This is a genomic window from Aeromonas sp. INTO2 (assembly GCF_049860605.1).
Lineage (GTDB): Bacteria > Pseudomonadota > Gammaproteobacteria > Enterobacterales > Aeromonadaceae > Aeromonas > Aeromonas caviae.
The window spans coordinates 242,961-261,421 of record NZ_CP187588.1; the positions used below are offsets into that span (position 1 = coordinate 242,961).

18 protein-coding genes and 1 pseudogene are annotated in these 18,461 nt (G+C 63.8%); 10 read left to right on the top strand and 9 right to left on the bottom strand.

Annotated features, from left to right (window positions below):
- Positions 1-13: 13 nt before the first annotated feature.
- The 3 genes from ACPW74_RS01280 to ACPW74_RS01290 all read right to left on the bottom strand — a co-directional run bounded on the left by ACPW74_RS01280 (position 14) and on the right by ACPW74_RS01290 (position 3,027).
- Positions 14-403 carry a nucleotide triphosphate diphosphatase NUDT15 gene (locus tag ACPW74_RS01280; protein WP_425858521.1) on the bottom strand — a complete coding sequence of 130 codons (390 nt, stop codon included), beginning with the start codon at positions 401-403 and terminating at the stop codon, positions 14-16.
- A 68-nt stretch (positions 404-471) separates the two neighbouring features.
- Positions 472-1,809 (bottom strand): IS4-like element ISAeme15 family transposase, encoded by a 1,338-nt coding sequence (locus tag ACPW74_RS01285; protein ID WP_425858397.1) that lies wholly within the window; start codon positions 1,807-1,809, stop codon positions 472-474.
- Positions 1,810-2,022: 213 nt separating this feature from the next.
- The gene (locus ACPW74_RS01290; RefSeq protein ID WP_425858522.1) at positions 2,023-3,027 is read right to left on the bottom strand and encodes an NADP-dependent oxidoreductase; all 1,005 of its coding nucleotides are present in this window, start codon (positions 3,025-3,027) and stop codon (positions 2,023-2,025) included.
- A gap of 176 nt (positions 3,028-3,203) precedes the next feature.
- Between ACPW74_RS01290 and ACPW74_RS01295 the strand changes: the two genes are divergently transcribed.
- From ACPW74_RS01295 to ACPW74_RS01305, 3 genes are all read left to right on the top strand, one after another.
- Positions 3,204-3,629, top strand: coding sequence for a MarR family winged helix-turn-helix transcriptional regulator (locus tag ACPW74_RS01295; RefSeq protein ID WP_029313694.1), 426 nt, complete (start codon positions 3,204-3,206; stop codon positions 3,627-3,629).
- A gap of 35 nt (positions 3,630-3,664) precedes the next feature.
- Positions 3,665-3,895, top strand: a complete 231-nt coding sequence (locus ACPW74_RS01300) for a hypothetical protein (RefSeq protein WP_029313696.1) — start codon at positions 3,665-3,667, stop codon at positions 3,893-3,895.
- Positions 3,896-4,043: 148 nt separating this feature from the next.
- Positions 4,044-4,355 (top strand): hypothetical protein, encoded by a 312-nt coding sequence (locus ACPW74_RS01305; protein ID WP_279981159.1) that lies wholly within the window; start codon positions 4,044-4,046, stop codon positions 4,353-4,355.
- Between the two features lie 135 nt (positions 4,356-4,490).
- On the opposite strand, the gene ACPW74_RS01310 is transcribed toward ACPW74_RS01305, so the two are convergent.
- Both ACPW74_RS01310 and ACPW74_RS01315 read right to left on the bottom strand, forming a co-directional pair.
- Positions 4,491-4,967 carry an Lrp/AsnC family transcriptional regulator gene (locus ACPW74_RS01310; protein WP_010672894.1) on the bottom strand — a complete coding sequence of 159 codons (477 nt, stop codon included), beginning with the start codon at positions 4,965-4,967 and terminating at the stop codon, positions 4,491-4,493.
- A 309-nt stretch (positions 4,968-5,276) separates the two neighbouring features.
- Positions 5,277-5,900 (bottom strand): helix-turn-helix transcriptional regulator, encoded by a 624-nt coding sequence (locus tag ACPW74_RS01315; protein ID WP_041214535.1) that lies wholly within the window; start codon positions 5,898-5,900, stop codon positions 5,277-5,279.
- A 148-nt stretch (positions 5,901-6,048) separates the two neighbouring features.
- Here ACPW74_RS01315 and ACPW74_RS01320 point away from each other — a divergent pair, with 148 nt between their 5' ends.
- Positions 6,049-7,287, top strand: coding sequence for an MFS transporter (locus ACPW74_RS01320; RefSeq protein ID WP_425858523.1), 1,239 nt, complete (start codon positions 6,049-6,051; stop codon positions 7,285-7,287).
- A gap of 235 nt (positions 7,288-7,522) precedes the next feature.
- The gene (locus ACPW74_RS01325; RefSeq protein WP_104451834.1) at positions 7,523-8,344 is read left to right on the top strand and encodes a Cof-type HAD-IIB family hydrolase; all 822 of its coding nucleotides are present in this window, start codon (positions 7,523-7,525) and stop codon (positions 8,342-8,344) included.
- 54 nt (positions 8,345-8,398) lie between these two features.
- On the opposite strand, the gene ACPW74_RS01330 is transcribed toward ACPW74_RS01325, so the two are convergent.
- Complete coding sequence (locus tag ACPW74_RS01330; RefSeq protein ID WP_010672898.1) at positions 8,399-8,962, bottom strand: DUF2799 domain-containing protein; 564 nt, start codon at positions 8,960-8,962, stop codon at positions 8,399-8,401.
- Between the two features lie 200 nt (positions 8,963-9,162).
- On the opposite strand from ACPW74_RS01330, the gene ACPW74_RS01335 reads away from it, so the two are divergent.
- From ACPW74_RS01335 to ACPW74_RS01345, 3 genes are all read left to right on the top strand, one after another.
- A complete protein-coding gene (locus ACPW74_RS01335) occupies positions 9,163-10,002 on the top strand; it encodes an isopenicillin N synthase family dioxygenase (protein WP_010672899.1) in 840 nt (279 codons plus the stop codon).
- A 209-nt stretch (positions 10,003-10,211) separates the two neighbouring features.
- On the top strand, positions 10,212-11,525 hold the full coding sequence (locus ACPW74_RS01340) for a sodium-dependent transporter (RefSeq protein WP_042015790.1): 1,314 nt from the start codon (positions 10,212-10,214) through the stop codon (positions 11,523-11,525).
- A gap of 412 nt (positions 11,526-11,937) precedes the next feature.
- On the top strand, positions 11,938-13,251 hold the full coding sequence (locus tag ACPW74_RS01345) for a sodium-dependent transporter (protein WP_201970093.1): 1,314 nt from the start codon (positions 11,938-11,940) through the stop codon (positions 13,249-13,251).
- Positions 13,252-13,287: 36 nt separating this feature from the next.
- Here the strand turns inward: ACPW74_RS01345 and ACPW74_RS01350 are convergent, their stop codons facing one another.
- The 3 genes from ACPW74_RS01350 to ACPW74_RS01360 form a co-directional block, all read right to left on the bottom strand.
- Positions 13,288-14,925 (bottom strand): hypothetical protein, encoded by a 1,638-nt coding sequence (locus tag ACPW74_RS01350; protein WP_223916050.1) that lies wholly within the window; start codon positions 14,923-14,925, stop codon positions 13,288-13,290.
- A 142-nt stretch (positions 14,926-15,067) separates the two neighbouring features.
- Positions 15,068-15,532, bottom strand: coding sequence for a hypothetical protein (locus ACPW74_RS01355; RefSeq protein WP_201934631.1), 465 nt, complete (start codon positions 15,530-15,532; stop codon positions 15,068-15,070).
- Positions 15,533-15,561: 29 nt separating this feature from the next.
- Positions 15,562-16,935 carry a PLP-dependent aminotransferase family protein gene (locus ACPW74_RS01360; RefSeq protein ID WP_223954847.1) on the bottom strand — a complete coding sequence of 458 codons (1,374 nt, stop codon included), beginning with the start codon at positions 16,933-16,935 and terminating at the stop codon, positions 15,562-15,564.
- Between the two features lie 116 nt (positions 16,936-17,051).
- Between ACPW74_RS01360 and ACPW74_RS01365 the strand changes: the two genes are divergently transcribed.
- Positions 17,052-17,648 (top strand): LysE family translocator, encoded by a 597-nt coding sequence (locus tag ACPW74_RS01365; RefSeq protein ID WP_039039402.1) that lies wholly within the window; start codon positions 17,052-17,054, stop codon positions 17,646-17,648.
- Positions 17,649-17,750: 102 nt separating this feature from the next.
- Positions 17,751-18,340 (top strand): annotated as a pseudogene (locus tag ACPW74_RS01370) (LysE family translocator).
- The last annotated feature ends 121 nt before the right edge of the window (positions 18,341-18,461 follow it).

An 18,461-nucleotide genomic window follows, 5' to 3' on the forward strand; every position in this document is an offset into this window, starting at 1 on the left:
AGTGTCTGGATCTTCAAGGGGCCAATCTACTGGCATCGAAGTGAGGCTCGGGCAGATTGTGCGGGTCGCACCAGATCCAGCCCTCGCATTTTTCCGGCTCCAGCAGTTGCGGCTCCCCGTCCACCTCTGCCAGCAGGGTGACCGAGATGTAGTGCAGGCCGCTCTCGCGCCAGGTCTCTAGGTTGTTGGTGACGGCGATGACGCGAGGCTGGCGGATGACGAAGCCGGTCTCCTCCGCCACCTCCCGGATGGCTGCCGACTCGAAGGTCTCCCCCAATTCCAGATGACCGCCTGCGATGGACCAGTAAGGGGCATGGCTGCCCTTGCGCTTGCCAAGCAGTACCTGGCCCTGGCCATTGGTGAGAATGACGCCGACACCGACGCGGGGATAGGGGGTAGACATAGGGGAGGCTCCTTGCTGAGACGGCGGGGTGCGCCAGGGAAAACGGGCCCACCTTAGGGCAATGCTGTTCACTTAAGCGGAGCCGCATTGCGATTTACCGGAAAACGGGTCTTTGATATCTTCACCGCCCTGGGTCTCGATGGCCTGGGGCGTTTTTCTATGAACATGACGCCTATGCAGCCCCGCAACTCCGCCAACCTCCGTGGCGTATGGGCTGGCGATAACGCGCCCGCCATCACTGCCATCTGGTTCGCGATGAACTGACAGGCAAACTTAAAGCTCACCTCATTGGGCGCTCGCTGATGGGCTACGGCGGCCTGGCTGGCCTCCCGCCTGACCAGATTGTATCCAAGCAGCAATCCCCACAGCTCCTGATAGACCAAGTCCACTTTCTTGCTTCTCAGCGTGATGGCGTTGTGCTGCATCGCGCTTTTGATATCCCGGTATCCCAGCTCGATTTCCCAGCGCTCGTGGTACAGGGTCGCCACCTGAGCTGCACTGAATCGCGCCACGGGCAGGGAGGTAAAGACCGTTTTCTCCTTGCCTGCCACCTCATAGGTCACTGCGCGAACTTGCCAGTGTGTCGGCAACGCCGGGTTTTTCTTGCGAGCCTGAGGCGAGACCGTCATTTGCAACAGACGGTCACCGTCGCCATAGCGCTCAAGTTCCGTGTATACCAGCCCCTTGCGTTCCGGGATGAGCCAGTGACGGTCGGTGTCTTCGGCCTGAATACGCAGCAACAGGTCGGCACCGAAGAAGCCTTTATCCAGCAGGGTCACTGACTTGTCCGGCAATGAGTGAATGAACTCGCTGGCCAGGGGGATTTCCCCTTTGCGGTACGGGCTGATGGCCGCGTTGGCAATGACATGCGAGCGGACATTCATGAGCGTGACCAACCGCAGCATCGGGTAGGGTGTCTGCCGGTTGGTTGAGGTGTTACCCGAGCCGAAATGTGCTCTGAGTTCAGGCATATCCTGGGTTCGGAACAGGGCCCCATCGATGGCAAAGACCTGTAAACCGTGCCAATGGTCTTCAGGATAACGTTCCCGCCCCCACACATCGGCGCACTGTTTGAACAGCCACTCGAGCGGCTGTTTGCCGAGTCGCTGACGGGCCTGAGACAGGGCACTGTCCGCGAGCAAGGCATCATTGGCCAACCCTTCTGCACAGATGTTGAGGCGCCGAGCGACCTCGGAGATGGGCTCATTGCGGAAAAAGGCCATCCCCACGACGAGCCACAAGACCATATCAGAAGGTAAGCGGCGTCGGCGGATAGTGGCCTTTTCAGACAAGGTGGCAGCGGCAGTAATCCATTCGTCGGGAATATGGTCGGCAAAAATGGCCAGCCGAGCCAGCATGTCGCCAGATGCCTCAACAACATCGTTCAGATCGTTTGCAATAGACATAAAAAAATCCGGAACCAGTGATTGGTTCCGGATTGTCCTACAGCAGAAGGATCGGTCAATGGATCCTTAACTGATCAGCATTGCCACCTTAGGGGGGATGGGCCCGTTGCGCAAGACGCCTGTTCAAGGGCGATCGGATGCCTATTTTCCATCGCTTAAACGGATGGTTCTGGCGACATTCTATCTGTTAAATAGATGGGGAATGCCCCCGGATCAGGGCAGTTTGACCAGCATCTTGCCGGTATTGCGGCCCTGGAACAGTCCGATAAAGGCTTGCGGCATGCTGGCCAGCCCCTCGCTGACGGTCTCCTCGGCCTGGAGGGTGCCCGCCTCGAAGGCCGGCATGGCCTCTGCCAGGAACGCCCCGTAGTGCTGCCAGTGATCGGAGACCAGCAGCCCCTGCATGAGGATGCGCTTGCGGATCATCTGGGAGAGGTTGCGCGGGCCGCTGGCCTGGCCGTTGCTGTTGTACTGCTCGATGAGGCCGCACAGCACGATGCGCCCGTGCACCACCAGGTGGTTGAGGGCGGCATCCAGCATGGTGCCCCCCACGTTCTCGAAGTAGACGTGGATGCCCTCGGGGGCGAGGCGGGCCAGCTCGGCGTCGAGATCAGGGGTCTCCCGGTAGTTGATCACCGCATCGGCCCCCAGGGTCTTGAGATAGGCGACCTTGTCGGCCGAGCCGGTGGAGCTGATGACCCTGGCTCCCGCCTGCTTGGCGAGCTGGACCACCATGGTGCCGACCGCCCCGGAGGCTGCCGAGACCAGCAGGGTTTCACCGGCCTTCAGGTGCGCCACCTTGTGCAGGCCCGCCCAGGCGGTCATGCCCGGCATGCCGAGGGCGCCGAGGAAGCGCTGGGGCGGCAGGGTGGTGTCGGGCAGGCGGGTGAGCTGGGCGGCGTTTGCCACGAAGGCATCCCGCCAGCCCAGCATGCTGCTCACCTTGTCCCCCACCTTGAAATCGGGATGGCGCGATGCCTGTACCGTGCCGATGGCTCCGCCGTCGAGGGGACCGTTGAGGGGGAAGGGGGGAACGTAGCTTTTTGCCTCGCTCATGCGGCCGCGCATGTAGGGGTCCACCGACAGCCACTGGTTGGCGACCTGCACCTCTCCCTCCTGCAGGGCGGGCAGGGGCACGTCCCGGAGGGCGAAGTCCTCCAGGGTGGGGAGACCGGTGGGGCGACGCAGCAGTTGGATTTGATGGCTGATGGCATTCATGGGCATTCTCCGGCAGTGGGGCCGCGCGTCGGGCGGCGGCCTGGTATTTTTGTTTGTGTGCAAACTAAAATCAGGGTAGTCCTGAACGCGGGGGCTGGCAACTGTTTTGTGTGCAAACTATTCAGCCCCGAAGTTGATGGGGTATACTGCCCCCCTTGTCGTCAGCGAGGTCCTCCATGAGCGAATTGAAAAAGCAGGTCTGTTTTGCCCTCTACAGCGCCTCCAATGCGGTGATGCGTGCCTATCGGCCGCTGCTGGACAAGCTGGATCTCACCTATACCCAGTACCTGGTGATGCTCTCGCTCTGGGCCCGGGACGAGGTCAGCCTCAAGGAGATAGGGCAGGAGACCGGACTGGATGCGGGCACCCTGACCCCCATCGTCAAGCGGCTGGAGAGCAAGGGGTGGCTGACCCGCACCGTCTCCCACGAGGATGAGCGGCAAAAGTGCATCAGTCTGACCGAGGCGGGACGCCAGTTGCAGCAGGAGGTCAGGGAGTGCTGTCTGGCGGACAGCTTGCGCAACCAGGTGGATCTGGCCGATGCTGAGTTGGCCCAGCTCAAGCAGCTTTGCGATCGCGTGGCGGCGCAGCTGGGGCGCTGATCCCTTTTCCCGTCAGGAGTGACCCGATGAAACCCATGCAATCCCTGCTGCCTCTGTTTGCCATCCTGCTGTGCGCCTGCGCCGATACCTCCTATCCCCGTTCCGAGCTGCAGATCGACGATGCCGATGCCTGGCAGGCCATCTGCAAGGACGGGGTCCGGGTGAGGGCGGTCACCGACGAGGGGATCTGTGCGGATCACCGCGGGGTGGCCATGTGGACAAATAAACCAAGGGCTGCACGGATGGCAGAAGAAGCGGCCAAGTAGTGTGACCTGTACGACATAAAATGACATGACCGGCCATGGGGCCGGTTTTTTTCGCGATCTTGCCAGCACTTTGGCACCTTGTTCATGGTGCACTCATTTTTCTCTTCCCATACTGGCCCTCAAGGTAGCAAACCAACAGGAGAGAGAGATGCAATCATCCATCGTCGGGCTCTCCATTCTGTGGGGGCTGGCCAGCTTTGGTGTTCAGGGGGATTTCATCGAGAGCCGTGATACCGCCTCCCCCTCCTGGCAGGCCGAGTCCAGAGTGGAGATGGAAGGGTACTTGATGGAGTCGTTGGGCGCCGATCGCTGGGTGTTCGACAACGGCAGCGAGAGCCTGGAAATCTCTCTGCCCAAAGGGCAGTGGGTGTCGACCGGTGAGCGGCTGCGCGGCGAACCCCTGCAGGAGCAGAGCGGCTGGTTGCTGCAGGTGCAGGACGTCAGCCAGGTCGAGGCATGACGAGGCGTCCACCACCTGGCGGCGCGATGGCGCCCGCGGGCTGTGTTGACCGCGAATGCCCTTGATAGCAGAGACAAGAAGAGGAGGCCCGGGCCTCCTCTTGCTTTTGGTGCTCCTCGGATGCGGGGTGGGTTGTCAGCCCAGGTGGTTGAGGGGCAGGGCGGTCTTGTGTTTGATGCGGCGCAGCACGAAGCTTGAACGCACCCCGGTCACGCCGGAGATGTGGGTCAGCTTGTCCAGCAGGAAGTGCTGGTAGTGCTCCATGTCCCGCACCACCACCTTGAGCTGGTAATCCGCATCGTTGCCGGTGATGAGGTCGCACTCCAGCACTTCGGGCAGATCCTTGACGGCGCGATCGAAGTTCTCGAACCGCTCCGGAGTGTGCCTGTCCATGGAAATGTGAATGTAGGCGGTGAGGGTCAGCCCCAGCTGGCGGGCATTGAGCAGGGTGACATGGGTATCGATGAGACCGGCATCCTCCAGCGCCTTGACCCGGCGCGAGCAGGGGGAGGGAGAGAGCCCGACCAGCTCGGCCAGCTCCAGGTTGCTGATGCGGCCATTTTCCTGCATCAGCTCCAGAATATGCCTGTCTATACGATCAAGTTTCAGCATTCTCCGTACCTCTTCGCAATTACTAATCCACTTTTCCTAGATTAAGGGTGAACTATTGCAAAAACAACTGAAAATACCTGCTACTTCACAACCACTCACCGCACCGCGGGGAGTACCATGGTTACATCTTCCGGTGGCAAGACAGGCGCCCGACCAGGCACCTGTGGTGAAGGACCTTACCGGGTCAAGAGCCCCATCAGCCGTTCGACCTTATCGGGAAACAACGGGCTGGAACGAGAGCACCCCCTCCCCGAAGGCAACAAAGCAGGCATCCCGGCGCCTGCTTTGTTGTTTTTGCGTTCCGCCCGCTCAGGGGCGGGGCGGCCGGATGCGATAGAGACAGCGGCTGTCCCCCTCCAGCAGATACTGCTCCCGCTCCACCTCGGCCGGCGCCAGCAACCGGCGAAACAGCGCCAGCTCGCTGCGGCAAAAGCCCCGACAGGCTCTGGCCGCACTGCAGATGGGGCAGTGACTCTCCCACCACAGCCAGCTGCCGTCCTCCTCCTGCGACATGTCCGCCATATACCCCTCCTGGGTGCGCAGCGCCTTGAGCGTCATCAGCCTGTCTGCCAGCGCCGGCTGGGTCAGCCTGGATTCATAGCGTGCCTGCATCTGCTGCTCCCGCCGCGTGATGAGCTGCTCCATGCCCGCGTCGCCAAACACCTGCCGGATATCGTCGATCAGCTGCAGGGTCAGATCGCCATGGGTGTCGGGGAAGCGTTGCCAGGCCTGGTCGGTGAGGTGCCACAGACGCACCGGGCGACCGCGGCCGCGGGCCTCGTCGCTAAACCCTACCCAGCCCTCGGACTCCAGGGCCATCAGGTGCTGGCGCGCGCCCATGGACGTCATCTGCAACTGGTCGCCGAGTTCGGCGGCGCTCTGGGGGCCGCGGGTTTTCAGCAGATAGAGGATCTTGTCGGTACTGGCGTTCATGGGGGCTCCGGTGGTGGGTATCGGTGCGGTGACCGCCTGGATGAGGTCATTATGGTTAGCAGGGATATTTAAATCAACAATCTGCTTTACTTAATGGACGACCCCTCACAATATAAATAAACCGATAACTTTATTTAATGAGGCGAAGATGGAAGGGATCAAGGGACAGGCGACCCTCTGGGTATTGGTGATGACGGTGACGCTGGCGGTGGCGGGGTTCAGCCTGCCTTCCCCCGTCCTGGCGCCGCTGCTGCTGGATCCGGCCCAGGGCATGTTGACGCCACAGGCGTCGGACTGGAGCCGCAAGGTGTGGCTTGGCGTCATCATGGGGCTCTATCCGTTGTTTCAACTGCTGGGGGCCCCCTTGCTTGGCCGTCTCTCCGATCGCCATGGGCGCAAGCCGGTGCTGACCCTCTGTCTGGTGGGGGTGCTGGCGGGGTATGTGCTGATGGCTCTCGGCATCACCTGGCGTTCCCTGCCGCTCTTGCTGCTGAGCCGGGTGGTGGAGGGCTTCTTCAACGGAGACATCGCCATCGTGCAGGCGATGGCGGCGGACATGAGCACGGCCAGGACCAAGGCCCGCAACTTCGCCCGCATCAACATCGGCATGAACCTGGGCTGGGTGGTGGGTCCCATGATCGGAGGCTATGCGGCCGTGGTCTCGGGAGATTACAGCCTGGCGGCCTGGCTGGCGGTGGGGATGACGGTGATCAACCTGCTGCTGGTGCTCTGGCTGCTGCCCAATCGTCCCCCGGTGCCGGCGACCCGGGATGAGGCCCCTCTCTCGACCCGCCAATTGCTGTTGCAACCTCGTCTCCTGCCCTACTTTGTCCTGACCCTGGCAAGCTACGGGGCGGTGCAGCTCTACTTCACCTACTTCAATGTCTGGCTGGTGGAGCGGCTGGCATGGGATCCGGTGCAACTGGCCCAAGCCGCCGTGCTGGTGAGCGTGCCCATGATGCTGGGCTCCTGGATCGGTGAGCAGCTGGCACGGCACTGGCGCGGCAGCTCCCTTGGCATCGTCGGCCACCTGGTGATGGCGGCGGGCATGCTGATGTTCATCCTGCCGACCCATTGGTGGGGGCTCGCGCTCACCTTCATCCCGGCCGGCATCGGCATGAGTCTGGGGGAGCTGGCCACCTCGGTGGCGGTCTCCAACCGCAGCCATGCCAGCCAGCAGGGGCAGGCGATGGGGCTCTACCGCGGTCTGGCGGTGGGCAGCGAGATCCTGGCGGTGGTGCTGGGCAGCCTGGTGCTGCTGGCGGGGACCGAGTGGCCCTTCTACCTGGCCGGCCTCTGCGGCGTGATCTGTGCCTTCGGTTTCTACGGATTGCGCAGACGGGCGGACAGGCGAAACGCCGTGGCCGGGTGCGCCGAGGCGGGCTGACGAAGGGCGCGGGGATCACAGTTCGGCGACGGGATGACGGGCCGGACTTGCATCGCGGCGCCGAGTCTGGGACGGTATGGCTCTTTGCTCCGCTTTTCCCGACCCCCCGGCGAGCGCGTCTCCCATCATGGGCCTTGCGATGCCCAGTCCGCATTCCCGGCGGTGAGATGTGTCGTCATGGCACTGGAAACGGGGGGGATGGCGCCGCACCCGTCTCGACATTCCTGGAGGTGATATGAGTCGTTATCAGGCCATTGCATTGGACATGGACGGTACCCTGCTGAACCGGGATCACAAGATCTCGTCCGCTACCCGGGCGGCCCTTGCCCAGGCCCGGGCCCACGGCATCAAGGTGCTGCTGGTGACGGGTCGCCACTTCATGACGGCCCGTCCCTTCCACCACGAGCTGGCCCTCGACACCCCCATCATCTGCAGCAACGGTGCCTACCTCTATGATCCGGTACAGGAGAGGATCCTCGCCGGGGATCCCCTGGCCGTGGCGCCCCTCACCGCCCTGCTGGAGGAGGTGCAAGCCCAGCAGATGGGGGCGCTGTTCCACCTGGGGGACGGCATCGGCTACCTGGGCTGCGAGGAGCACGTGGGCCGGATGCGGCGCTGGTCGGCAACCCAGCCGGATCACCTCAAGGTTTCCCTGCTGCCCGCCGAGGATATCGAGCTCTGGTTGCAGTCCCCCATCTGGAAGCTGGAGTTGTTCAACCAGGACCCCGGCCGGTTGCACCGTTTCGTCGGGGAGGTGGTGGAGAGACTGCCCTTCACCCGTGACTGGGCGGCCCCCTATGCGGTGGAGCTGGTGCAGCCAGGTTGCAGCAAGGGCAACCGGCTGGCCCAATGGGCGGCGAGCGAGGGGATCGCCATGGAGAACCTGGTGGCCTTTGGCGACAACAACAACGACATCAGCATGTTCGAGCAGGTGGGGCTGGCGGTGGCCATGGGCAATGCGGCGCCCCAGATCCAGGCCCATGCAGATCGGGTCACCGCGGATCACAACGAGGATGGCATCGCCCTGGCGTTGCAGCGCTGGGTCCTGCCCGCCTGAGGGGAAAAACAGTCTGCGGCATAAACAGAAAGGGGCCATGTCGGCCCCTTTTTGTCAGCTCCCGAAGGAGAACTGGATCACCCGATCCGGGAAGCGCAGCCGGTTGTAGTCCCGGTATACCCCTTCGTAGTGACGGATGGCGCGCTCGCGCTGGGCACGATAGTAGTCGCGCTGGCGGCTGTCGCTCTCGCCCCGGATCTGCTGATCCAGCTGGTGGATGCTCCGCTCGGTGCGCTCCAGCTCCTGCTGCAATTCGCCGAGGCGCTGCTCCAGCAGGTACTCCTTGCGGCCGCGCTCGAACTGGGTGAGGAAGCTGGTGTCGTTGGGGCAGACCCCCAGGTATTCGCTCCCCTCCCGTCCCTTGCTGTAGGCAAGCTCGGGGATGCAATAGAGCTCCAGCCCCTTGGCGTAGCCGCGCTGCCACTCCGCCTCATCCACTTTGAGGCCGTACTCCCCGCAGGTCTTCTGATAGTCGCGGGTGGCGCTCCGGGTCTTGCCCTGCTCCCCGTCCTGATAGCCCTGGTTGTACCAGCTCATGGCACGGCACTCCTCCTCCGAGAGGGAACTGCACCCGGCGAGCAGGAAGGGAAGGGTCAACAACAGGATCTTGGGGGACATGAGGGGGCTCCGACAGCAAAGGGGGTGGGGCATTCTAGAAGAGGAGGCCCGTCCGGGACAAGCTCCGGGCGAGGGGGCCGTATCATGATGTTTTTATCAGTATTTTCAAGCCGTTGTAGACGGGCTTCTGGCAGCCTTTTCTTGCCGGGGGAGGCAGGGTAAACTGCGCCTACTTTTAACTGGCATGTAACATAAAAACAATGAAAGTCCTGACCGTCGATTATCGCTCCCCCGATGCGGCCGAGCGCTTCACCGAATCCCTGCGCACCACCGGCTTCGGAGTGCTGACTCACCACCCCATCCCGAAGGAGCTGGTGCAGTCCATCTATGACAACTGGTATCGCTTCTTCATGAGCGAACAGAAGCAGGATTTCCTGTTCAATCGCGAGACCCAGGACGGCTACTTCCCGCCCTCGGTGTCCGAGGTGGCCAAGGGTCACAGCCAGAAGGACATCAAGGAGTACTTCCACATCTATCCCTGGGGCCAGATGCCGGCAGAGCTGAAAGAGCAGGCGATGGAGTACTACCGCCTCGCCAACGATCTGGCCGCCGAGCTGCTGGGCTGGGTGGAGCAGCACACCCCGGGCGACATCGCCGCCCACTACAGCTGCCCGCTCTCCTCCATGATCGAAGAGAGCCACAAGACCCTGCTGCGGGTGCTGCACTACCCGCCCTTCGACGGCACCGAGGAGCCGGGTGCCATCCGCGCCGCCGCCCATGAAGACATCAACCTGCTGACCATTCTGCCCGCTTCCAACGAGCCGGGCCTGCAGGTGAAAGGTTCAGACGGGGAGTGGATGGATGTGCCCTGCGATTTCGGCACCCTCATCATCAACATCGGTGACATGCTGCAGGAGGCCTCCCGCGGCTACTACCCCTCCACCACCCACAGGGTCATCAACCCGACCGGGGGCAGTGCCGCCAAGTCCCGCATCTCCTTGCCGCTCTTCCTGCACCCCCGTCCGGACGTGGTGCTCTCGGAGCGTCACACCGCCCACAGCTATCTGATGGAGCGGTTGCGGGAGCTGGGGGTGATCTAATCCCGCCAGACCCGAGCAGACAACAAACCGGAGCATACCCGCTCCGGTTTTTATTTTGTGGCACGATTGGTTGGTTATCCGAATTTTATTGGTTAATGATGCTAAAAACTGAGTTTTATATCGGATATACGCCGAGTGATTGCGCGCCCGCGGGCGTACTCTGAGCGCCATTTCGGGCCTCGCTGGCAGGCCTTTCGCGTGGAGTTCTTATGAAGCAGTCCCAATGGTCATCCCGGCTCGGTTACATCCTGGCCGCCGCAGGTTCCGCGGTCGGTCTCGGCGCCATCTGGAAGTTCCCCTATGTCACCGCCGCCAACGGTGGCGGCGCCTTCCTGCTGGTCTTTCTGCTGTTCAGCTTCACCCTGGGGGTGGCGGTGCTGATGGGGGAGACCCTGATCGGCAGCCTGACCCGGCGCGGGGTGGTGGGCGCCTTTGGTGAACTGATGGGCAGGCGCTGGCGCTGGGTCGGTGCCATGGGCTTGCTGTGTAGCCTGCTCATCTTCTGTTTCTACAGCGTGGTGGGCGGCTGGACCCTGGGGTACACGGGCATGGCCCTGGCGGGGGAGCTGCAACAGGGGGACGGCGCGGCACTGACCGCCCGTTTCAACGACTACGTCGGTGATCCGCTCTGGCCGGTGCTGACCCACCTGCTGTTTGCCGGCTTGACCTGGTGGTTCGTGCGGGGCGGCGTGCAACAAGGGGTGGAGCGCACCCTGCGCTGGATGATGCCGGCCCTCTTCATCATGATCCTGCTGCTGGTGGCCTTCGGCCTCACCCTGCCGGGCGCTATGGCCGGGGTGCGCCACTTCCTGATGCCCGATTTCAGCAAGCTCGGCATGTCGGGTGTGCTGGACGCCATGGGGCTGGCCTTTTTCTCCCTCTCCATCGGCCTTGGCATCCACACCACCTATGGCGCCTACCTGCCTTCCAGTGAAGGGGTCGGTCGCTCCAGCCTCTGGGTGGTGCTGCTGGCGAGCGTCATCGCCGTGCTGGCGGGCCTGATGATCTTCCCGGTACTGGCGGCGACCGGCATTGATCCGGCCTCGGGCCCGGGCCTCACCTTCATGACCATGCCGGCGGTGTTCCAGCAACTGCCCTTCGGCCAGGGGCTGGCGGTGGTGTTCTTCTCCCTGCTGGTGGTGGCGGCGCTCTCCTCCTCCATCTCCCTGCTGGAGCACTTGCAGTGCTTCCTGTGCGAGAGCCTGGGCTGGTCCCGCCGCGCGGCGTGCAACCTGGTCATTGCCCTGGTGATGGCGGGTGGCATCCCGGTGAGCCTGTCGTTCGGTCCATGGGCCACCCTGACCCTGTTTGGCAAGAACATCTTCGAGTTGCTGGACTTCATCACCTCCAACCTGATGATGCCCCTGTTCGGGCTGGCCCTGACGCTGCTGCTGGGCTGGCGGCTCGGTCGCCAGGCGCTGCCCGAAGGGCTGGCTCCCCACTGGCGAGCCCTGCTGATGGGCTGCTGGCGCTGGCTGGCTCCCCTGCTCATTGGCGGCATTCTGGTGCGCGGCCTGGTGTAGGGAGGGGTGGTCATCTCTGCCACTCCCCGGCCGGGCTGGCCGGGGAGTGGGGTGGCAGGATTGACTCTTTATAAAATTCTTTTAATTAAAAATAAACAGAGTAATGATCTGAAATTTCGATATTTTATTTTGGTTAAATCTGTTTTTGGTTCTGTTTTAGACTATTTCCTGTCAACTTCTCTTGCCATGGTTTAGGCTGTGGCTCCTTTTTACCGTGCAGGCGTCGCCCTCCCATGTCACCCCTTATCGCTCTCTGTGGCCGATTTAGCCCCTTCCTGGAGAGGTGACCTTGCAGGTGTCGTTTGTCTGACTGTTCATTGCAAAGGTCGCCCTCAGGCGGCCTTTTTTGTTGCGGCGCACACCGCGTCTAGCCATGGAGTATCGAACTGATGTTGTCTTGCCCGGAGGTTGTATGAGCCAGGTTCAGTGGTCTTCCCGTATTGGTCATGTGCTGGCGGCCGCCGGCTCGGCGATCGGCCTTGGCGCCATCTGGAAGTTTCCCTATGTGACAGCCACCAACGGGGGCGGTGCCTTCCTACTGGTGTTCCTGCTCTTCAGCTTCACCCTGGGGGTCGCGGTGCTGGTGGGGGAGACCCTGCTCGGCAGCCGCAGCCAGCGCGGCGTGCTCGGCGCCTTCCACAAGCTGGTGGGGCCGAACTGGCGCTGGATGGGTTACATGGGGATCCTGTGTGGCTTCTTCATCTACAGCTTCTACAGCGTGGTGGGGGGCTGGACCGTCGGCTATGCGGCCCTGGCCGTGGGCGGCGAGCTCAACCTGAGTGAGGCGAGCACCCTCACCGCACTCTTTACCGGTTATGTGAGCGATCCCCTCTGGCCGGCCCTCACCCATCTCGTCTTCGCCGGGCTCACCTGGTGGTTCGTGCAGGGAGGGCTGCAACAGGGGGTGGAGCGGGCGCTGCGCTGGATGATGCCGGCCCTGTTCGTGATGATGCTGCTCCTGGTGGTGACCGGGCTCTCCATGCCGGGGGCCATGGCCGGGGTACGCCAGTTCCTGATGCCCGACTTCTCCCACCTGACGGGGCAGGGGGTGCTCGACGCCCTGGGGCTGGCGTTCTTCTCCCTCTCCATTGGCCTCGGGGTACACACCACCTATGGCGCCTACCTGCCGAGCAGTGACGGAGCGCTGCGCTCCGGGGTCTGGGTAGTCACCCTGGCGAGCTGCATCTCGGTGCTGGCGGGGCTGATGATCTTCCCGGTGCTGGCCTCCACCGGCATCGATCCTGCCGCCGGCCCCGGCCTCACCTTCATGACCATGCCGGCGGTGTTCAACCACCTGCCGTTCGGTCAGGGGCTGGCGGTGATCTTCTTCCTGCTGCTGCTGGTGGCGGCGCTCTCCTCCTCCATCTCCATGCTGGAGCACCTGGTGCGCTTCACCACCGAGGAGTGGGGCTGGTCGCGCCGCAATGCCTGCCGGGTGCTGACCCTGCTCATCATGGCCTGCGGCATTCCGGTCAGTCTGTCGTTCGGGCCCTGGGCGGAGTACACCCTGTTTGGCAAGACCCTGTTCGATCTGCTGGATTACCTCACCTCCAACCTGATGATGCCCCTGTTCGGTCTGGTGCTGACCCTGCTGCTTGGCTGGAAGCTGGGGGACAGTATTGTGCCTGCGGATCTCTCGCCGCTGATGCGTGGTGCGCTGCTCTGGTGCTGGCGGCTGGTCGCCCCCCTGCTGATCGCGGGGATCCTGGTGCGGGGCTTGTTGTAACACACCTGCCAGGGCGGCATGCACCGCCCTGGATGGCTATAGGCCCTGATGGGGACCGAGGGGCGGCAGTTTGGGGGCCAGGTGGGATCTCACCTGTTGCAGGGTCTCCCGATAGGCGTTCCCATGGTGTTCCAGGAAGGCGGCACTGTGGTTGAGACGCTGCTCCAGCCTGTCCACCAGGCGGGCCACCGCCGGGGCCGCCATGCCTGCGGGCCAGCACTGGGTCAGCAATACCAGCAGTTGCCAGGCATCCCCCGCCTGGGCCGGGAATCGCTCCTGCAGGGTCAGTGCGCTCTGCACGGCGAGCTGGAGCTGACCCGTGGTCATGGCCCGTTGCCGCTCCTCGCGCAGCTGGGTCAGCTGCTGCTCCCGCTGCGCCAGTTGCCGCGCCAGATCGTCGACCACCTGCAAAATGAGCCCCTGCAGCAGCGGGGTCTGTGCCACCGGTCCCTGATACTGGCCGAGCTGGGCCAGATAACGCTGGGCATGGTGGGGAAGCCCGCAGAACTGGCTGACGGCCACTCCGAGCAACTGGTTGAGGTGATTGTCCCGCGCTGCCTCCGGCGGGTGCTTGGCCAGCAGCATCAAGGCGTCATCGAATCGATAATCCAGACCCAGCATCAGGGCGCGCAGCAGCCCCTCCTCGTGGGCCCGCAGGGTCACGGCCTGCTGGCCGAGCTCCTCCAGGGCCTGCTGCAGCTCATGAACTCTGGCCTCTCCCGGTGGATGCCAGAGCACCGCCAGGGTCGCATCCAGCAGGCAGCGTTCGACGGAGTGGCGAAACGTCTGTTTGGGGAAGTAGCGCAGGATGAAATCGCTGGCCTGCGCCAGCACCTGACCTTCATCCCTTCGCAGCAAGGCCAGCAAAATGGCCACCTGGCGCCACTGCGGCTGCCAGGGGCAGCGTTGCAGCAAGCCTGACAAGGTTTCCCAGGCAGGATCCCACTGCGCCTCGTGCAGTTGGCAGGCGAGAACCAGCGCCTGATGGATGACGGGGGGCAGTCGCTCCCGGTTGCGGGCCAGATCCTTGTGGGCACTCTCCACCCGGTTCAGCCCGAGCAGGGCCTGGTTCAGCCCCTGGCGTGGCCACCAGGCATCGTACTCCGTAGTGCAGATGGCGTAGTGCTGGGCGGCCTGCACCCGTTCCCCGGCTTGCAGCAGCATGTAGCCCTTTACCCTGTCCATCTGTGCTTCCAGCCCCTTGTGACTGGCGTGCCGGTAAAGCAGATCCTCGCACTGGGCGCAGGCGCTGCGCCACTCCCTGAGCGCCATGGGGGTGGCCAGGGGGCGGGTCACCGTGGTCAGTGCCAGCAGCGCTTGCAGGCTGTGCGCCAGCTGCTCCGTGGTGAAGGGCACGGCCAGACGCAGGGCGAAATAGAGGTCGGAGGGGGGGAACTGGCCGGTGTCCTCGTCCTGCTCCAGCAGCAGGAGCACGCAGCCGGGCGCGAGCAGGCCCAGGTGGTGTGCTTCATGCAGCAGCCTGACTCCCTCGTGGGCCTGGTGGTGATACTGGCGGCAAAGAATGGCATCGAAGGCGTGCTGGCGCAGCAGGGCGGGCAGGCTTGCAATCTCTTTGCAGTGGAACAGCTCGGTGGGGGGCAGCCCCAGATCACTCAGTCCCTGGGTGAGGGTCGAGCCCATCATGGCATCGTCTTCGATGAGGAGGATCTGCATCTTTGACGCTCCTTCGCCGGTCGGGGGTGGCGAGGTTGGATTCAAAGTTAGCCTCCACTCTCCCGCGAGAGCCAGAGGGGGTCAATACCCCACCTGGGTCAGGGATGGCTCAGTGCCGGCCTTGGGCGGGGCAAAGATAGCATCACTGAAGGCCGTGCCCCCTGGCCGAGAAGGGGCAGTCCCGCTGGGGGACACGCAGCTCCCCGGCTCCCGCCTTTCCCTGCCAGGCGAGCTCGAGCTGGCCCAGGCGCCCGAGGCGGCGCAGCTCGAACTCGTAGCGCAGGCAGGGGTTGTCGGTGGGCAGCTGCGTCATTCCGGCGGGCAGCCGGTAGTCGTAGCGCAGCAGAGGGCCATCTTGCAGTCGGCTCTGCACGGGCACCAGCCCCTCTGCCGTCGGTGCGGGGGCCTTGAGATAGCGGCGCAGCGCCACCGGGGCGTCGATGGCTTTTTGATAGTGAAGGCCGTTCATGGCTGCCAACTCCTCCTCCAGCCGCGTCAGCTCCCCCTCCAGTCCGCTCAGGGCGGCGCCAAGCTGTTGATGGGCCGGGGAGGCGCAGCCTCCCAGCAGCAGGGTCGCGATCAGCAGGGCGGGACGGACGGCAGACATGAAGGCTCCTCGGGTGCCAGGGTCAATGACTATAGCAGGGGATTGGTGGGCGGCGTGCCCCTCAGCAGCCCGGCGAGGCGCTCCAGCCCTTCGGCGACGAGGGCGTCGGTGGCGGGCTGGCTCAGGCTGAGGCGTACTCCCTGCGGGGCGGCAAACTGGCCGGCGGCGAAGTGTTCTCCGCTGGCGACCCCCACGTCAAGGGCGTTGGCGGCCTCCGCAAACTCCTGGCTGCGCCAGGGCTCGGGCAGCGGCAGCCAGGCGTGCATGGACCCCGCCTGCCAGCGCGCTCCCGGCAACAGGTGGCGCAGGAGCTCACCCCGGCGCGCCAGGATTTTTCGCTGGTGTTCGATGAGCGGCATGATCTGGCGCTGGCTCACCAGCTTGCAGGCCAGCTCGATGAGCAGCGGACTCACCATCCAGCTCGACAGCCGCATCGCCTGGGCGAAGCCGTTGCGAAGGGCGGGAGGGGACAACACGAAGCCGACCCGCAGGCCGCCGCAGGCGATCTTGGCGAGACTGCCGAGGTAGATGACCCGCTCCGGTGCCAGGTTGACCAGGGGAGGGAGCGCACTTTCGGGCAGCAGGCCGTTGACGTCATCCTCGACGATCAGCAGATCGTGGCGACGGGCGATGGCGACGATGGCGTCGCGTCGCGCCAGGCTCATGGTGGCCGTGGTGGGGTTTTGCAGGGTGGGGGTGAGGTAGAGCAGCTTGGCCCGGCGGGTACGGCACGCGGCATCCAGCGCCTCTGGCAGCAGTCCCTCCTCATCCATCGCCAGTCCCACCACCTGATTCTTGAGCTGGCGTGCATTGCCCAGCATGCCGGGGTAGCTCAGTCCCTCGCAAAACAGGGTCTCTCCCACGCAGCCGGTGGCAAGCAGGGCCAGCATGATGCCGTGCTGGGCCCCATGGCTGAACAGCAGGCGATCTTCGCTCGCCGTGATGCCCTGCTCGGCGAGCCAGTCGACGAACAGCTGGCGTTGTGCGGGGCGTCCCGCCTCCTTGTCATAACCGAGCAGGCCGTTGAGATCCCCCTGCGCCAGCTCGGTGAGCAGGGGCCTGATGATGGCGCCCCTGTCCAGCTGGACCGGGAGGTTCTGCCACAGCTCGATGCGCTGGCTGTCTTCATTGCGGATCACCCATTCGTTGGCGGGATCCGCCGCTCCCCTGACCCAGGTGCCGTGCCCGACCCGGGCCGCCAGCAGGCCCCGTCGCTCCGCCTCGGTGTAGGCGCGGGTGACGGTGCCCACGGTGACCCCCAGCTTGTCTGCCAGGGCCCTGTGGGTCGGCAGCCGGGTCTCGGGTGAGAGGATACCGGTGGCGATGGCCTGCTCGATGGCCTTGACCAGTTTGAGGTAGAGGGGCCCCTCGAAAGGGGTGAGGTCGGGCGTCCAGATTGTCATGGTGACAATAAATCCATTGATCCAAGATTGTCCGCAATATAGCGTGATTATCAGCCTGTACACAACCAACAAGCACACATTGTATCGGTACAATGTGGCGAGAAAGGAGTCTCCCCATGACCATCGAATGGTATGCCACCCTGTTTGGCTTCGCCCTGCTCACCTGCGGCACGCCCGGGCCGAATAACCTGATGTTGACGGCGTCCGGTGCCAACTTCGGCGTGCGTCGCACCCTGCCCCATCTCATCGGGGTGGCGGTGGGCCAGCCTGTGCTGCAACTGGTGCTGGCGCTCGGCTTCTATCCGCTGTTCGAGCGCTGGCCCTTGCTCAAGCTGAGCCTGCAGGTGCTGGGCAGCCTTTACCTGCTGTGGCTGGCGTGGCGCATCGCGGTGGCAGGCGCCCCCGGAGATCCCGCCAGCCGTGCCCGCCCCTTGACCCTGCTTGAAGGGCTGGGCTTCCAGTTCCTCAATCCCAAGGCGTGGATGATGGGGATCTCGGCCATCAGTCTGTTCAGCCTGCCGGGGAGCGACTACTGGCCGAGCATGTGGGGCATCATGAGTGTCTTCCCCATGGCGGGGTTCCCGGTCTGCTTCGCCTGGGTGATGTTTGGCCATCAGCTCAGCCGCTGGATCAACTCGGACAAGGGGTGGCGTCGTCTCAACGGCAGCCTGGGTGCCTTGACCGCCCTGTGCGTGGTGATGCTCTGGTATTAACAGCGTCTTGATTATTCATGCAAAGAAAATGCATTGCTGACCTTGTCGTCAGGGCGTCGGCTCTGCATATTAGGAGGCTTGCCGTATCTGAACGAGGTTGAGATGGATCTGAACTGGTTGCTCCCCCTGGCGGGCTTTGCCCTTATCACCTGTGGCACGCCGGGCCCCAACAACATGCTGCTCACCAGTGCCGGGGCCGCCCAGGGGTTTCGCCGCTCCGTGCCTCTGCTGGTGGGGGTGGTGGGGGCATCAACCTGATGATCCTGGCCACGGCCCTGGGGCTTGGGGTGGTGTTCGAGCGTCTGCCCCTGCTGCACGACGGCCTCAAGCTGGTGGGGTCGGCCTACCTGCTCTGGCTGGCCTGGAAGGTGGCCAACGCCAGTGGCCCGGCGGAGGGGAACCGGCCGCTCATCCCGGCCCATCAGGGGGCCATGCTACAACTGCTCAATCCCAAAGCCTGGATGATGGCGCTCTCCGCCATCAGCGGCTTCACCCTGGCGGGGGAGGCTTACTGGCCGTCCGCGGGCTGGGTGCTCGGCATTTTCTTCGTGACCGGCCTCTATACCGGTGCCTTCTGGGTGCTGTTCGGTGCCCAGGTGCGCCGCCTCATCCGCACCGCCACCGGCTGGCGTCGTTTCAATCTGGGCATGGGGCTCGCCACGGCGGCCTGCGTGCTGATGATCTGGGTTTAGGCCTCGGCCTGAGCCTTTACCGGCTGTCTTGTTGGCCCTTCGGGGCCTTTTTTATTGCTGGGGCGGTGCGATCAAACGCGCCCCCTGAGGGATTGCAGCATTGGTTTGCACCATCGGGTGA

Excerpts from the sequence above, each read along its gene's own strand:
- ACPW74_RS01280 (WP_425858521.1), bottom strand. The coding sequence starts at position 403 with ATGTCTACCCCCTATCCCCGCGTCGGTGTCGGCGTCATTCTCACCAAT.
- ACPW74_RS01285 (WP_425858397.1), bottom strand. The coding sequence starts at position 1,809 with ATGTCTATTGCAAACGATCTGAACGATGTTGTTGAGGCATCTGGCGAC.
- ACPW74_RS01290 (WP_425858522.1), bottom strand. The coding sequence starts at position 3,027 with ATGAATGCCATCAGCCATCAAATCCAACTGCTGCGTCGCCCCACCGGT.
- ACPW74_RS01295 (WP_029313694.1), top strand. The coding sequence starts at position 3,204 with ATGAGCGAATTGAAAAAGCAGGTCTGTTTTGCCCTCTACAGCGCCTCC.
- ACPW74_RS01300 (WP_029313696.1), top strand. The coding sequence starts at position 3,665 with ATGCAATCCCTGCTGCCTCTGTTTGCCATCCTGCTGTGCGCCTGCGCC.
- ACPW74_RS01305 (WP_279981159.1), top strand. The coding sequence starts at position 4,044 with ATGCAATCATCCATCGTCGGGCTCTCCATTCTGTGGGGGCTGGCCAGC.
- ACPW74_RS01310 (WP_010672894.1), bottom strand. The coding sequence starts at position 4,967 with ATGCTGAAACTTGATCGTATAGACAGGCATATTCTGGAGCTGATGCAG.
- ACPW74_RS01315 (WP_041214535.1), bottom strand. The coding sequence starts at position 5,900 with ATGAACGCCAGTACCGACAAGATCCTCTATCTGCTGAAAACCCGCGGC.
- ACPW74_RS01320 (WP_425858523.1), top strand. The coding sequence starts at position 6,049 with ATGGAAGGGATCAAGGGACAGGCGACCCTCTGGGTATTGGTGATGACG.
- ACPW74_RS01325 (WP_104451834.1), top strand. The coding sequence starts at position 7,523 with ATGAGTCGTTATCAGGCCATTGCATTGGACATGGACGGTACCCTGCTG.
- ACPW74_RS01330 (WP_010672898.1), bottom strand. The coding sequence starts at position 8,962 with ATGTCCCCCAAGATCCTGTTGTTGACCCTTCCCTTCCTGCTCGCCGGG.
- ACPW74_RS01335 (WP_010672899.1), top strand. The coding sequence starts at position 9,163 with ATGAAAGTCCTGACCGTCGATTATCGCTCCCCCGATGCGGCCGAGCGC.
- ACPW74_RS01340 (WP_042015790.1), top strand. The coding sequence starts at position 10,212 with ATGAAGCAGTCCCAATGGTCATCCCGGCTCGGTTACATCCTGGCCGCC.
- ACPW74_RS01345 (WP_201970093.1), top strand. The coding sequence starts at position 11,938 with ATGAGCCAGGTTCAGTGGTCTTCCCGTATTGGTCATGTGCTGGCGGCC.
- ACPW74_RS01350 (WP_223916050.1), bottom strand. The coding sequence starts at position 14,925 with ATGCAGATCCTCCTCATCGAAGACGATGCCATGATGGGCTCGACCCTC.
- ACPW74_RS01355 (WP_201934631.1), bottom strand. The coding sequence starts at position 15,532 with ATGTCTGCCGTCCGTCCCGCCCTGCTGATCGCGACCCTGCTGCTGGGA.
- ACPW74_RS01360 (WP_223954847.1), bottom strand. The coding sequence starts at position 16,935 with ATGACAATCTGGACGCCCGACCTCACCCCTTTCGAGGGGCCCCTCTAC.
- ACPW74_RS01365 (WP_039039402.1), top strand. The coding sequence starts at position 17,052 with ATGACCATCGAATGGTATGCCACCCTGTTTGGCTTCGCCCTGCTCACC.